The following is a 13,693-nucleotide window of genomic DNA, read 5'->3' as shown; positions in this document are numbered from 1 at the left end:
TTCGCACCGGGGCGGTCACCCCCGACCGGGTGAGTCGGTCAGTCGCGGCGGTGGCGGCCGGTGGGGCGGGGGCGGTCGGCGCGGGTGTCGAGGAGGGCGGCGGTGCGGTGGAGGACCTCGTCCCACATGGACGTGGGGGTGTTGCCGGTGATGAGGGTGGCCAGGTCCTCGGCGAGGCGGTCCAGCTGGGTCATGTCGACGGTCGGGTCGGGGTCGGGTTCGATGACGGCGCGCTGGCGGGGGATGCGGGCGGTGACGTCGGGGCCGGGTTCGACGGGGAGGGGGTCGCCGGAGCAGACGATGTCGAGGTAGCGGATCGTGCGGGTGAGGGCGACGAACAGCAGCCGGTGGCCGCGGTCGTCCTCGGCGACGATCTCCTCCGGTTCGACGACGATGACGGCGTCGAACTCGAGGCCCTTGGCCTCCTGGGGGCTGACGAGGTTGATCGGGTGGTCCAGCTCGCCCTGGTCGGCGCGGCCCCACTGCAGGTCGTTGGCGTGCAGGGCGAACTCGAGCTCGGACCGGCAGGCGGCGGGGCAGACGATGCCGACGAAGCGGCCGCCGAGGGCGTGGTCCTTGGCGACGAGGGCGGCGCGGCCCGCGCGTTCGGCGGGCTCGACGACGTGGATGCCGGGGTCGGCGGGGCCTTCGCGGACGGCGCGGGTCGGCTCGATGTCGGGGGCGGCGACCGGTAGCAGCTCGGCGGCGAGCTCGTAGACCTGGCGCGGGACCCGGTAGCCGTACCGCAGCCCGACGACGACCTGGGGCAGCACCGCGGGCAGGTGCTCGGTGACCTCCTCCCAGTGGTCGCGGGCCCAGGCGCCGGTGGACTGGGCGAGGTCGCCGACGACGGTGAGGGAGCCGGTCGGGCAGCGGCGGGCGACGGCGCGCAGCTGCATCGGGGAGAGGTCCTGCGCCTCGTCGACGACGATGTGGCGGTACCGCCGCTGCACGCCGTTGAGGAGATCCTCCAGCTCGTCGAGCAGCGGCAGGTCGGCGTTGCTCCAGATCTGTTCGGAGAGCTTGTCGGCGCCGCGGCGGTGCAGCAGCGCCACCTCGTCGGCGGTGAACTCGTCGCCGGCGGCGCCCGCGAGCCTGGCCCGGGAGCCGAGGAGGGCGCGCAGGAACGCGGCGGCGCTCTGCAGGGGCCAGAGGCGTTCGAGGAGGTTCTCGACCGGGCCGAGGCGCTCCGGGTCGGTGGGGCCGCCGCGGGCGCGGACGAGGTCGGCGAGCTGCGCCCTGAGTCGTTGGCGCCGTTGCGCGTACGGGCCCCCGGCCTGCCGTGCGGACGCGACGGCGGCGGCGACCTCGACGCCGGAGAGGGTGAGGAACGTGCCGTCGAAGAGCATCCGCTCCGCGGGCTCGGGGGTGCCGACCCGGTTCTCCAGGGCCCGCGCGAGCAGCCGGGCCATCCTCGCCTCACCCTTGATCCGCCGGGTCTGTGCGGGCTCCGGGCGTCCACGTTGTACGGGCGGCGCCAGCTGGTCGATGTCGAGCTGCACCACGTCGGCGTCGCCGAGGCTCGGCAGGACGGTGCGGATGTAGCGGGTGAAGGCGGGGTGCGGGCCGACGACGAGCACGTCCTGGGGGCGCAGGCGGTCGCGGTGGTTGTACAGCAGCCACGACACGCGGTGCAGCGCGACGGCGGTCTTGCCGGTGCCCGGGCCACCCTCGATGACGAGCAGCTGGTCCAGGGGTGAGCGGATCAGCCGCGACTGGGCGCCCTGGATGGTGGCGACGATGTCGGTCATCGTGCCGGTGCGGCCCCGGTCGAGCTCGGCCAGCAGCGCGTCGTCGGGGCCCGCCTCCGCGAGGGCGGCGACGGCCGTCGCGAGCTGGGCGAAGACGACGTCGTCGAAGTCGCGGATCCGGTTGCCGTCGCAGTGGAACGTGCGCTTGCGCCGCAGGCCGCGCGGGTCCTCGTGGGTCGACTCGTAGTACAGGGCGCCGATCGGGGTCTGCCAGTTGACGACGAGCACCTGCCGCTGGTCGTCGAAGACGGTCTCGCGGCCGATGTAGAACGTGTCGTCGACGCCTGAGCGGCCGGGCGGGTCGGCGGGCAGGCAGTCGATCCGGCCGAACGCGACCTGCTCCTCCGGTGGGGCGATGGCCTCCTTGCGGCTGCGGCGGAAGACCGCGAGCCGGCGGCCGGCGCCCGCGTTGGCGGCCGCGTCGGGGACCTCGCCGAGCTCCGCCCGGGCGCGTTCGCGGTGCTTGCGGGCGAGGTCGAAGTGCTGCTGCTCCAGGGCGATCTCGGTGGCCAGCTCAGCCGGCTTGGACTCCACGGCCCGCCTCTCGCACGATCTTGACCACGCTACGTGATCTCCAGGTTACCCGCCGACAAGGACCTCGGTCGATCCCCCGTTTCGTGCGCAGATCGGCGGGTAGCGCCCGGCCGTGCTGATCAGAGCGGCGTTCCTCGCCCTGCTGCTGTCGTTGCTCGGGGCCGCATACGTCTCGGTGGAGCCCGCCTACGGCGCCAGCGGCATCAAGGCCGAACGCGGGCATCTCGTCGAGGCGAACGGGGAACGGCTCGTGCTGCGCGGGGTGAACCACGGGTACTACTTCGGCAAGGGGCCGAAGTCGGTGTTCGCCGACATCAAGGCGGCCGGGGCCAACTCGGTGCGGGTCGCGCTGTCCAGCGGCACCGGGTTCCCCGCGACCACCCCCGCCGAGGTCGCCGGGATCATCGGGCAGTGCCGGGCGAACCGGCTGATCTGCGTGCTCGACGTGCACGACACGATGGGGTACGGCACGGAGCCCGGCGCGGCGACCATCGCCCAGGCCGTCGACTACTGGCTGACGCTGCGCAAGGTGCTGCTGCGGCAGGAGTCGTACGTCATCATCAACGTCGCCAACGAGCCCTCCGGCCACGCGGTGAACATGGACTGGATCGGCGACACGAAACGGGCGATCGAGCGGCTGCGCGGCGCCGGCCTGCTGCACGCGATCATGGTCGACGCGCCGAACTGGGGCAACGACTCGTTCCACGTCATGTACGACCACGCGGCGGAGGTGTTCGCCGCCGACCCGGAGCACAACACCATCTTCGACGTGCACATGTACGGGCCGTTCAACACCCCGGACAAGGTCTCCGGCTACCTTGACACGTTCGTGCGGCAGCGGCTGCCGATCGTCGTCGGGGAGTTCTCCTCGATGCACCAGTACGGCGACCCGGACGAGGACGCGATCATGGCGTACTGCCAGCAGCACGACCTCGGGTACCTCGGCTGGGCGTGGAGCGGCAACAGCGCCGAGTACCACTACCTGGACCTGGTCGACGCGTTCAGCCCGGCCCGCAGGACCGCCTGGGGCAGGCGCCTCATCGACGGCCCGGACGGCCTGCGGCAGACCTCCCGGGAGGCCGGGATCTACGGCGGCTTCTGGTTGGCGGCCAGACGATGAAAAGCTGTGCGGGTGACGAACCAGGAGCCGCCGGCAGGGCGTGACACCCGCCGAAGCCTCGAGGCGAGCGTGCGCTCGATCGAGCGGGCCGCCGGCGCCCTCGCGACCGCGAGCGTGGCGCGGATGGACGAGACGCTGCCCTGGTTCCGGGACCTCCCCGCCGACCAGCGGGCGTGGGTGATGCTGGTCGCGCAGGCCGGCGTCCGGTCCCTGGTCGACTGGCTGCGCAACCGGCAGGAGGGCGCGACGCTGCCGCCCGACAGCTCCGACGAGTTCTTCGACGCCGCCCCGCGCGCCCTGGCCCGCTCGATCAACCTCGGCCAGACCGTCCAGCTGATCCGGGTCACGATCGAGGTCGTCGAGGAGCAGCTGCCGCTCCTGGCCGCCGAGGGTGAGGAGGCCGGGATCCGCGAGGCGGTGCTGCACTACAGCCGGGAGGTCGCGTTCGGCGCCGCCCGGGTGTACGCGCGGGCGGCGGAGACCCGCGGCGCCTGGGACGCGCGGCTGCAGGCGCTGCTCGTCGACGCGCTGCTGCGCGGCGACTCCTCCGACGTCCTCGCCAGCCGGGCGGCGGCACTCGGCTGGGCGGACGCGCCGCCGGTCGCGGTCGCGGTCGGCCGGTCCCCCGGCGGGGAGGCGACCGCGGTGCTGCACACCGTCTACCGCGCGGCCCGCCGCATCGGGGTCGAGATCCTCGGCGGCGTGCACGGCGACCGCCTCGTCGTGGTCCTCGGCGGCGCACCCGACCCGATCGCGGCGACCGAGCGGCTCCTCGTCGGGTTCGGCGAAGGCCCGGTCGTGGTGGGGCCGGCGGTGCCGTCGCTGGACGAGGCGACCGAGTCTGCCAGGGCCGCCCTGGCGGGGTTCCGGGCCGCGCCCGCGTGGCCGGCCGCGCCCCGCCCCGTCGCCGCCGCGGACCTGCTGCCGGAGCGGGCCCTCGCCGGCGACGCGGAGGCGCGGCGGATCCTGCGGCAGGAGATCTACGGCGCGCTCGTGCGGGCCGGCGGCGAGCTGCTGGAGACCCTGGACGCGTTCTACGCCGGCGGCGGCGTCCTCGAAAGCGCCGCGCGCGGGCTGTTCGTGCACCCGAACACGGTCCGGTACCGGCTGCGCCGCATCGGCGAGGTCACCGGGTTCGTCCCGCTGGTGCCACGTGACGCGTTCGCCCTGCGGATCGCGCTGACGATCGGCAGACTGGATCCGTTCGCACCTGCACCCTCGAGTCCGCCGTCCCAGTGATGCACCGGCAGCTGTGACGCAGTCGCGTGACGCATGTCGCAGCGCCACGTGACGCACGTCGCAGGACAGGTGAACAGAGCGTTGCGGTGGGTGACGGCGTGGATCTGTTGGGGCAACACCACGCAAACTCTTGTAGGGTTCCTACAAACGACCTGGTTCACTTTGGTGCGTCGCGCTACCCGCGCGATTGACGGAAATCCGGAAAAGTCATAGACGTGCTCGCCGTACTCGCCCCAGGGCAAGGCTCCCAGAAACCCGGCTTCCTGACACCGTGGCTCGCGCTGCCCGGCGCCGAGGCCCGCCTGCGCTGGTGGTCCGTCCTCGCGGGCGTCGACCTGGTCCACCTCGGCACGGAGGCCGACGCGGACGAGATCAAGGACACCGCGAAGACCCAGCCCCTGCTCGTCGCCGCGGCACTGCTCGCCGCGGAGCAGCTGCCGATGTACGACACCACGATCGTCGCCGGGCACAGCGTCGGCGAGCTCGCCGCCGCGTCGCTGGCCGGGGTGCTCAGCCCCGAGGCCGCCGTCACCCTCGCCGCCGTCCGCGGCCGGGAGATGGCCGCCGCGTGCGCGCTGGAGCCGACCGGCATGAGCGCGGTCCTCGGCGGCGACCCCGACGAGGTCATCGCCGCCATCGAGGCCGCCGGCCTGTACCCGGCCAACCGCAACGGCGCCGGCCAGGTCGTCGCCGCCGGTTCCCTCGCCGGCCTGGAGAAGCTCGCCGCCGCGCCGCCCGCCCGCACGCGGATCATCACGCTGCAGGTCGCCGGCGCGTTCCACACCCCCTACATGGCACCGGCCGAGGAGGCCCTCGCCGCGATCGCGGCCGGCGTCCCCACCGCCGCCCCGGCGAAGCTGCTGCTGTCCAACCGGGACGGCGCCGTCGTCGAGCACGGCCCGAGCATGCTCCAGCGGCTCGTCAAGCAGGTGACCGCGCCGGTGCGCTGGGACCTGTGCATGACCGCCCTCGCCGACCTCGGCGTCACCGCCGTGATCGAGCTGGCCCCCGCCGGCACCCTCGCCGGGCTCGTCAAACGGACCATCAAGGGCATCGAGATCGTCACCGTCCACACGCCCGACGACCTGACCGCCGCCCGTGACGTGATCACCCGCCACGGCAGCGCGCCGGTCCTCGAGCCGCACCCCCAGGGCAACGTGGTCCTGGCGACGGCGGCAGGCACGTTCACCCCCGCCGAGGACCTGGCCGAGGGCGCCGAGGTCGGCGGCGGGCAGCGCATCGGCACGGTGCAGACCCCGCAGGGCCCGGTCGACGTCACCACCCACGGCGCCGGTGTGCTCGCCGAATGGCTCGTCACCCTCGACGACCCGGTCGCGCCCGGCCAGCCGCTCGCTCGCATTGGAGACCAGCTATGAACCAGCCGACCGGGTCGAAGATCCTCGCGTTCGGGCACTACCAGCCGTCGCAGGTGGTCACCAACGACGACCTGTCCAAGGTGATCGAGACCAACGACGCGTGGATCCGCGACCGGGTCGGCATCGCCGAGCGCCGCGTCGCCGGCACGGAGACCGTCGCCGACATGGCGACCGCCGCCGCCGGGAAGGCCCTCGCCGCGTCCGGGCTCACCGCCGCCGACATCGACCAGGTGATCGTCGCGACCTGCAGCTCGGTCGACCGCTGCCCCAACGTGGCGACCCGGGTCGCGGCGAAGCTCGGCATCCTGGCGCCCGCCGCGTATGACCTGAACACCGCCTGCTCGGGCTTCTGCTACGGCCTCGCGAGCGCCGACCACGCGATCCGCGCCGGGGCCAGCCGCAACACCCTCGTCATCGGCGCGGAGAAGCTCTCCGACGTCGTCGACTGGACCGACCGCACGACCGCCGTGCTCTTCGGCGACGGCGCCGGCGCCGCGGTCGTCACCGCCACCTACGGCGACGAGCCGACGGGTGTCGGACCGGTCGTGTGGGGCTCCGCGCCCGAGAAGGGCGACGTGCTGAAGATCGAGGGCTGGCGCCCCTACATCAAGCAGGAGGGCCAGTCGGTCTTCCGGTGGGCCACCACGGCCATCGCCCCGTATGCGCAGGCCGCCCTCGACCGGGCGGGCGTGCAGGGCAAGGACATCGCCGCGTTCGTCGCGCACCAGGCCAACACCCGGATCATCGACGGCATCGTCAAGCGGCTCGACCTGCCCAACGCGATCATCCTCAAGGACCTCGTCGAGTCCGGCAACACGTCGGCGGCGAGCATCCCCCTCGCGCTGTCGAAAGCCATCGAACGGCGTGAGGTACCCTCCGGCGCGCCGGTGCTGCTGTTCGGCTTCGGCGGCGGCCTGACGTACGCGGGCCAGGTCGTCCGCTGCCCCTGAGGCACGCCAGCTTTTGTTTCGCCAGCGTTCGACTTCAGGTCGGTGCTGCGTCAACCCAAGGAAGGAAAGCTCTATGTCCACCCGTGAAGAGATCGCCGGCGGTCTCGCCGAAATCCTCGAAGAGGTCGCCGGGGTCAACCCCGACGACGTCGCCGAGGACAAGTCGTTCACCGACGACCTGGACGTCGACTCGCTGTCGATGGTCGAGGTCGTGGTGGCGGCGGAGGAGAAGTTCGGCGTGAAGATCCCGGATGACGAGGTGCCGAACCTCAAGACCGTCGGTGACGCCGTGTCGTACATCGTGAAGTCGCAGGCCTGAGAGCCGTTGCCGCGGTCTCGGGTCGTGGACGGTCACCCCGGACCTGCCCGAGACCGCGTCAAGAAGGTCAGCCCTCATGTGGGTCAGCCAGAGAGGTGTAGTGCTGTGAGTGTTGAGGTCGTCGTCACCGGACTCGGGGCCACCACGCCCCTGGGCGGGGATGTCGCATCCACCTGGGACGCCATGCTCGCCGGGAAGTCGGGCGTGTCGGCGCTGACCGAGGAGTGGGCCGCGCAGCTGACCGTGCGGATCGCCGCGCAGCTGGCCGTGGAGCCCAGCACGGTCATCGACCGGGTGCAGGCCCGCCGCCTGGACCGGTCCGAGATGACCGCGATCATCGCCGCCCGCGAGGCGTGGGCCGACGCCGGCGCCCCCGAGGTCGACAAGCTGCGGCTCGCCGTCAGCGTCGGCTCCGGCATCGGCGGCGCGCAGACCCTGCTCGCCCAGGACGACATCCTGGAGGCCAGCGGGCCGCGCAAGGTGTCGCCGCACACCGTCCCGATGCTCATGCCCAACGGCCCGGCCGCCTGGGTCGGCCTGGAGCTCGGCGCGCAGGCCGGCGTGCACTGCGTCGCCAGCGCCTGCGCCACCGGCGCCGAGGCCATCGCGCACGGCCTGGACCTGATCCGCCTCGGCCGCGCCGACGTCGTGGTCGCCGGCGGCACCGAGGCCGTGATCCACCCGCTGCCGATGGCCGGGTTCGCCTCGATGCGCGCCATGTCGATCCGCAACGACGAGCCCGAGCGGGCGTCCCGCCCGTGGGACAAGGGGCGCGACGGGTTCGTGCTCGGCGAGGGCGCCGGCGTCATCGTCCTGGAGCGCGCCGACCACGCCCGCGCCCGCGGCGCCCGCATCTACGCCCGGCTCGCCGGCTCGGGGCTCACCTCCGACGGCTACGACATCGTCCAGCCGCACCCGGAGGGCGACGGCGCCGTCCGCGCCATCGACTTCGCGCTCCGCGACGCCGGGATCGCCAAGTCCGACGTCGTCCACGTCAACGCGCACGCCACCTCGACGCCCGTCGGCGACCTGGCGGAGATCAAGGCGCTGCACCGCGCGCTCGGCGACCACCCTCTGCTCACGTCCACCAAGTCGATGACCGGGCACCTGCTCGGCGCGGCCGGCGCGGTCGAGTCGATCGCGACGATCCTCGCGATCTACCACGGGGTGGTCCCGCCGACCATCAACCTCGACGACCCCGACGAGGGCCTCGACCTGGAGGTGGCCGCGCACAAGGCCCGCCACCTGGACATCCCGGCGGCGCTGAACAACTCGTTCGGCTTCGGCGGCCACAACGCGGCGCTGGTCTTCGCCCGCGCCTGAGGTTTCGCCTGATCGGACCGGGGGCCTACGGGCCTCCGGTCCTTTCTCGTCTCCCGGCTTCGCGTATTCGGACGCATCGCGCGTACTACGGCTTCCCGGACATGTCTGCTGCGCGAAGTCCTCCGGCTTCGCCCGTACAGGAGCCGCATCGCGCACACCAACGGCTCTCCCCGGATATGTCCGCTGCGCGAACATATCCGAAATTTCGGTTATGTCGGGGAGCGCGAGCGAGTGCGGGTCAACCGGCGCCAGTGGCCGGTTTCGCGTCAGCTGCAGGCGCTCGCCGGTGCAGGCCTTGCACCGGCACCGCGTCAGCTGCAGGCGCTCGCCGGCAGGCCCTGCACCGGCACCGGGGAGCGGCCCGGGGCCTTCGCCTTGCCGACCAGGACGTCGGCGAGGGCCAGCATCGACGCCTGCGTCGAGGAGTAGGTCGCGACCAGGGTCCCCTTCGCCGAGCGCAGCACGTACGGGGTGTCCACCGCCACCGTCACCGCCGCCGACGAGGACAGGTCGGAGGTGCCCTTGCCGTACCCGAGCAGCCGGACCTCCGAGCCGCCCTGCTTCACCACGGTCGCGCCCGCCGCGGTCAGCGCCGCCTCCAGCCAGCCGCGGGCCGTCTCGCTGCCGGCGCTGGTGACCCGGACCGGTCCGGTGACGAGCGCACCCGTACAGGGGCCGCGCAGGACCGTGACGGCCGCGGCGGCGCTCGCCCGGGCCGCCGCCTTGCCGGCGTCGCCGTCGACGACGGACGCCTCGGGTCGTGGCACCGCGGCGAGCCGGAACTTGAGCGTCAGGATGCGGGTCGCGGCCTCGGTGAGGCGCTGCTTCGTGATCCGGCCGGAGCGCACCGCGTCGAGGAGGCCCTTGTACGCCTCCGTCAGCTTCGGCGGCATCAGCAGGATGTCGTTGCCGGCCAGGACGGCCCGTACCGCGGCCTCGCCCGGCCCCCACTGCTCAGCGGGCTCCATGTTCAGCGCATCGGTGACCACGACCCCGGTGTAGCCGAGTTTCGTCCGCAGCAGGTCGATGAGCACCTTGCTGGAGAAGGACGCCGGTACACCCGGATCCACCGACTTGACGTCCAGGTGTCCCGACATGACGAGCCCGACGTCGGCCTGCGCCGCGGCCACGAACGGCGGCAGGTCACCGGACTCCAGCGCCCCGGCGCTCTGGCCGAGGACAGGCAGGCTGCTGTGGCTGTCGACGGTGGTGTGGCCGTGCCCCGGGAAGTGCTTCACCGTCGCGGCGACACCCGCCGCCTGCAGGCCCTTGACCGCGGCGGACACCTGGGCGGCGACGAGCTTCGGGTCGCTGCCGAACGACCTGGACCCGATCACCCCGCCCGGCTGCGTGCCGAGCACGTCGGCGTCGGGGGCGAAGTCGAGGTTGATCCCGATGGCGGCGAGCTCGGTGCCCGCGGCCTTCCACGCGGCCTCCGTCAGCGCCGGGTCACCGCCCGCGCCGAGGGCGAGGGCGCTGGGCAGCTGCACCATGCCCTCACGGATGCGGGTGACCTGGCCGTACTCCTGATCCGTGCCGATGAGCAGCGGGACCTTCGCGGGCAGGCTGAGCGCGGCGGACTGCAGGCCGGCGGTGAGCTTCGCGACCTGCGCCGGCGACTCGACGTTGGTGGTCTTGTTGGTGCCGGCGGTCGGGTCGTCGGCGCTGCTGGACACCAGGATGATCCCGCCGAGGTGGTACTTCTTGACGATCTCCGCCGGGGTCGCGGCGCCCGCGTACGCCTTGTTGGCCGACACCGAGCCGGACGACACCTTGTCGGCGTTGTTGCCGTACGCGTACGGCATCAGCAGCTGCCCGATCAGCTCCTCGTCGGACAGCTTGGCCACCAGGTCCGCGGCCTGCTTCGCCGGGTCGCCGCCGGGCTTGACCGCCGAGTCCTGCGCCGTGGCGGACGGCGCCGGCGAGCCCGGTTTCCCGTCGGAGCACCCGCTCACGAGGACGGCGACGGCCGTCACGGGCACGAGCAGGCGGGACATGGATTCCAGACGCGGCACCGTGCCACTCAACCATGCACGTGCAACTCACGCTGTCTGCATCTTCACCCGACCCGGGTCGTTCTTCAGATCACCCGGGTCCCGTCTCGACTCTCCGGTGCCGTGCTCAGCGTCGCTCAGCTCGCCGCGGTCTGCCCGCCGTGTTCGCTCTGCCCGCCGTGTTCGCTCTGCCCGCCGTGTTCGCTCTGCCCGCCGTGTTCGCTCTGCCCGCCGTGTTCGCTCTGCTCGCCGGGCCTCGCTCAGCCGACGCGGGTGAGCAGGGTCATGGGGACGCCGTCGGCCGCGTGCCGGTAGGGCTCCAGCTCCGCGTCCCACGGGCCGCCGAGGGCCTTCTCCATGGCGTGGGCGAGCGTCTCGTACCCCCGCGACGTCGCGATCAGGCTGCGGAGGCGGTCCTCGGACAGGACGATGTCGCCGTTGGCACTCGTGGAGCCGTGGAACAGCCCGCGCCCCGGCACGTGCATGAACCGCTCGCCGTCGACGCCGTTGCTCGGCTCCTCCGTCACCTCGAAACGAATCATGGGCCACTGCCGCAGGGCAGCCGCCAGCTCGCCCCCGGTGCCGGACATGCCGGACCAAGAGCACTGCGCCCGGCGAGCCGACGGCTCGACAGGCTGCGGCGTCCACTCGAGTCTGACCGGCGCTCCGAGGACGCGTGCGATCGCCCACTCGACGTGTGACGACACGGCGAGCGGTGACGAGTGGACATATATGACGCCACGCGTGGGCACGTACAACCTCCCGGAGACCGAGGTGCGTCTTCCCCTACGACCTCGAACCCGGCACGGTCTGCCCTGTAGCTATGTGCTTGTGGGACCCATGATGACGATGATGCTCTCGGTGCGCCAGAGAATCGGCAACTCGGGTCCTACGAAATGTCCAACGGGTGGAGCCTCCACCAGGTAACTCACTTTTTTGGGCCGGACCCGGCGGGTGTTACAGTTTGCTGTCTTTCCTGGGCAGCAGTCTGCGATCTTCGCGGTTCGCGGCCCCATGGGTAGTACAGCACGACCTTCCGTAGTTACAGCCTCGACAAGGAGTTCCCGCCGTGGCGACCAACACCTCAAAGACCGCGCGGGCCTCAGTCCGCGCAGGCCAGGCCGCAGCCGGCGCCCTGAGCGTGCTGGGTGAGTTCAAGTACCTCATCCCGCTCAACGGCGGCAAGCACGTCTACGTGCGCAACCTGACCAACGGCAAGACCAACCGCCTGGCGACCTCGTCCGACGCGTTCATCGAGGAGATCCGCGTGCTGGCCGGCGCCGGCCACGCGACCAAGGTGCGCGTCGAGCTGCAGGCCCTCAACACCGCCCACCCCGGCCACGGCTGGGACGCGACCGAGCAGCGCCTCGTCGACGCGGGCGTGTTCGAAGCCGCCTGATCGCCTCCTCCGCACAGCTCTTCTTCACAGCTCTTCCACACGGCCGCCGCCCGGGTCCCGGGCGGCGGCCGTGTCACTCCATCACTCCGGAAATGCTCCCGAAGATCGCCGGGGTAGTTCGACGTACTTCCGGGTAACAATGGTTCATGGGTACCGTCGTCTCATCCCCCAGTGTGAGGCTCCCGGACGGCGCCCGCCTGTACAGCGTGCTGCACATGCCTGACCCCGCTCCGGCGGCGCACGGTGCGGCACGGACCCCGGTCACGGTGGTCCTCCTGCACGGCTGGACGCTCGACAACCGCCTCTGGCGGCAGCAGATCGCCGATCTCCCGGCCCGCCTCGCCACGTTCACGACGAGGCCCGTCCAGCTGCTCGCCTTCGACCTGCGCGGCCACGGCCGCTCCTCCGCGACCTCCGGCACCGACGCGACCCTCGAACAGCTCGGCGACGACCTGGCCGAGGTCGTGACCCAGCTGGTGCCCGAAGGCCCCGTCGTCCTCGTCGGCCACTCCCTCGGCGGTATGGCGATCATGGAGTACGCCCAACGCCACGCCAAGGCCTTCGCCGCCCGCGTCGTCGGCGTGGTCCTCATCTCGACGTCCGCGGAGGGCTCGTCCCGCACCAGCTACGGCCTGAGCCCACGCCTCGCCCGCGTCATGCGGATCCTCGAGATCCAGGGCGCCGGCCTGCTCGCCCGCTCCGGCGCCTGGCGCCCCCACCGCCGCCTGATGCCCCTGCTGTCCCCCGGCGTCCGCTGGCTCGTCTTCGGCGACCGCGTCGACACGTCCTGGGTGGCCCTGACCGCCTCGATGGTCGGCAACGCCCCCCTGTGCGCGATCGGCGGCTTCCGCCCCTCGGTCGACCTCCACCACCGCGTGGAGACCCTGGCCGCGATGCGCGGCCTGCCGGTCGCGGTCCTGGTCGGCACCCTGGACCGGCTGACACCCCCCGCCTGCGCCGAGACGATCACGCGCGAACTCCCCGACGCCGAGCTGATCACCTGCGACGACGCCGGCCACATGCTGCCCATCGAACGCCCCGACGCCGTCACCGACGCCATCGCCGACGTGATCCGCCGCGCCGCGAACACCATCCGCATGGCCCGCCACCGCCCGCGTACCGCAACCCCGCCCCCCAAGCTCCCACCCACCGCAAACCCCACGCACACAACCGTCAAGGTCACGCCCACCGCAACCCCGGCGCGCAGCACCGTCAAGGTCACGCCGACCGCAACTTCTGCCCGCAAGACCGTCAAGGTCACGCCGACCGCAACTTCTGCCCGCAAGACCGTCAAGGTCACACCCACCCCAACTCCAGCACCCAAGACCGTCGAGGTCACGCCCGCCGCACCGTCTGCCCGCAAGACCGCCGCAGCCACGCCCACCGCACCCACAGCCCGCAAACCCGTCAAGGTCACGCCCACCGCACCCTCGGCGCGCAAGACCGTCGAGGTCACGGCTGCCGCAACCTCAACGGTGACGGCCGTCAAGGTCACGAGCGGCACGACCACGGCCGCCGAGTCGGCCACCCCCGCGCCGACCGCGACCACACCCGCCGCGAAGACGGCCGCCGGCCCTCCACCATCCACTCCCGCGGCCACCGAACCCCCGCAGTCCCCTCCCACTGCCATCGAGACCGGCGCCGGCGAACCCGAGATCAGCGCGACGGCGGCCTGACGTCCGACCCCG

11 protein-coding genes are annotated in these 13,693 nt (G+C 72.5%); 8 read left to right on the top strand and 3 right to left on the bottom strand.

Translation table 11 applies throughout. The features are described from left to right. Positions 1-38 precede the first annotated feature (38 nt). Positions 39-2,285, bottom strand: coding sequence for a UvrD-helicase domain-containing protein (locus tag ABZ321_RS15480; RefSeq protein WP_354891321.1), 2,247 nt, complete (start codon positions 2,283-2,285; stop codon positions 39-41). A gap of 112 nt (positions 2,286-2,397) precedes the next feature. Here ABZ321_RS15480 and ABZ321_RS15475 point away from each other — a divergent pair, with 112 nt between their 5' ends. The 6 genes from ABZ321_RS15475 to fabF all read left to right on the top strand — a co-directional run bounded on the left by ABZ321_RS15475 (position 2,398) and on the right by fabF (position 8,612). Continuing rightward, the gene (locus ABZ321_RS15475; protein ID WP_344506153.1) at positions 2,398-3,405 is read left to right on the top strand and encodes a cellulase family glycosylhydrolase; all 1,008 of its coding nucleotides are present in this window, start codon (positions 2,398-2,400) and stop codon (positions 3,403-3,405) included. A gap of 12 nt (positions 3,406-3,417) precedes the next feature. Then, positions 3,418-4,644: a helix-turn-helix domain-containing protein gene (locus tag ABZ321_RS15470; protein ID WP_354891319.1), complete on the top strand. Its 1,227-nt coding sequence runs from the start codon at positions 3,418-3,420 to the stop codon at positions 4,642-4,644. Positions 4,645-4,859: 215 nt separating this feature from the next. Next, the gene (locus tag ABZ321_RS15465) at positions 4,860-6,020 is read left to right on the top strand and encodes an acyltransferase domain-containing protein (RefSeq protein ID WP_344506151.1); all 1,161 of its coding nucleotides are present in this window, start codon (positions 4,860-4,862) and stop codon (positions 6,018-6,020) included. Then, entirely contained in the window at positions 6,017-6,970 is a 954-nt protein-coding gene (locus tag ABZ321_RS15460; protein WP_344506150.1) for a beta-ketoacyl-ACP synthase III, read from the top strand. The genes ABZ321_RS15465 and ABZ321_RS15460 overlap by 4 nt, the downstream gene beginning before the upstream one ends. Positions 6,971-7,043: 73 nt before the next feature. Next, complete coding sequence (locus ABZ321_RS15455; RefSeq protein ID WP_033362432.1) at positions 7,044-7,289, top strand: acyl carrier protein; 246 nt, start codon at positions 7,044-7,046, stop codon at positions 7,287-7,289. Between the two features lie 105 nt (positions 7,290-7,394). Next, a complete protein-coding gene (gene fabF / locus ABZ321_RS15450; RefSeq protein ID WP_344506149.1) occupies positions 7,395-8,612 on the top strand; it encodes a beta-ketoacyl-ACP synthase II in 1,218 nt (405 codons plus the stop codon). Between the two features lie 311 nt (positions 8,613-8,923). Here fabF and ABZ321_RS15445 read toward each other — a convergent pair whose 3' ends face one another. Beyond that, a complete protein-coding gene (locus ABZ321_RS15445; protein ID WP_344506339.1) occupies positions 8,924-10,609 on the bottom strand; it encodes a glycoside hydrolase family 3 N-terminal domain-containing protein in 1,686 nt (561 codons plus the stop codon). Positions 10,610-10,866: 257 nt separating this feature from the next. Next, positions 10,867-11,358 carry a DUF3145 domain-containing protein gene (locus ABZ321_RS15440; RefSeq protein WP_344506148.1) on the bottom strand — a complete coding sequence of 164 codons (492 nt, stop codon included), beginning with the start codon at positions 11,356-11,358 and terminating at the stop codon, positions 10,867-10,869. A gap of 317 nt (positions 11,359-11,675) precedes the next feature. Here ABZ321_RS15440 and ABZ321_RS15435 point away from each other — a divergent pair, with 317 nt between their 5' ends. Next, positions 11,676-12,005, top strand: coding sequence for a hypothetical protein (locus ABZ321_RS15435; protein ID WP_344506147.1), 330 nt, complete (start codon positions 11,676-11,678; stop codon positions 12,003-12,005). 215 nt (positions 12,006-12,220) lie between these two features. Next, on the top strand, positions 12,221-13,681 hold the full coding sequence (locus tag ABZ321_RS15430; protein ID WP_354891315.1) for an alpha/beta hydrolase: 1,461 nt from the start codon (positions 12,221-12,223) through the stop codon (positions 13,679-13,681). The last annotated feature ends 12 nt before the right edge of the window (positions 13,682-13,693 follow it).

The organism is Dactylosporangium sp. NPDC006015, from assembly GCF_040614215.1.
Taxonomy (GTDB): Bacteria; Actinomycetota; Actinomycetes; order Mycobacteriales; family Micromonosporaceae; genus Dactylosporangium; species Dactylosporangium maewongense.
Note: the sequence above shows the minus strand (reverse complement) of the source record. Positions and strands in the feature narration are given on the sequence as shown.

Coding starts and splice junctions, on each gene's coding strand:
- ABZ321_RS15460 (WP_344506150.1), top strand. CDS start 6,017: ATGAACCAGCCGACCGGGTCGAAGATCCTCGCGTTCGGGCACTACCAG.
- ABZ321_RS15455 (WP_033362432.1), top strand. CDS start 7,044: ATGTCCACCCGTGAAGAGATCGCCGGCGGTCTCGCCGAAATCCTCGAA.
- ABZ321_RS15445 (WP_344506339.1), bottom strand. CDS start 10,609: ATGTCCCGCCTGCTCGTGCCCGTGACGGCCGTCGCCGTCCTCGTGAGC.
- ABZ321_RS15430 (WP_354891315.1), top strand. CDS start 12,221: ATGCCTGACCCCGCTCCGGCGGCGCACGGTGCGGCACGGACCCCGGTC.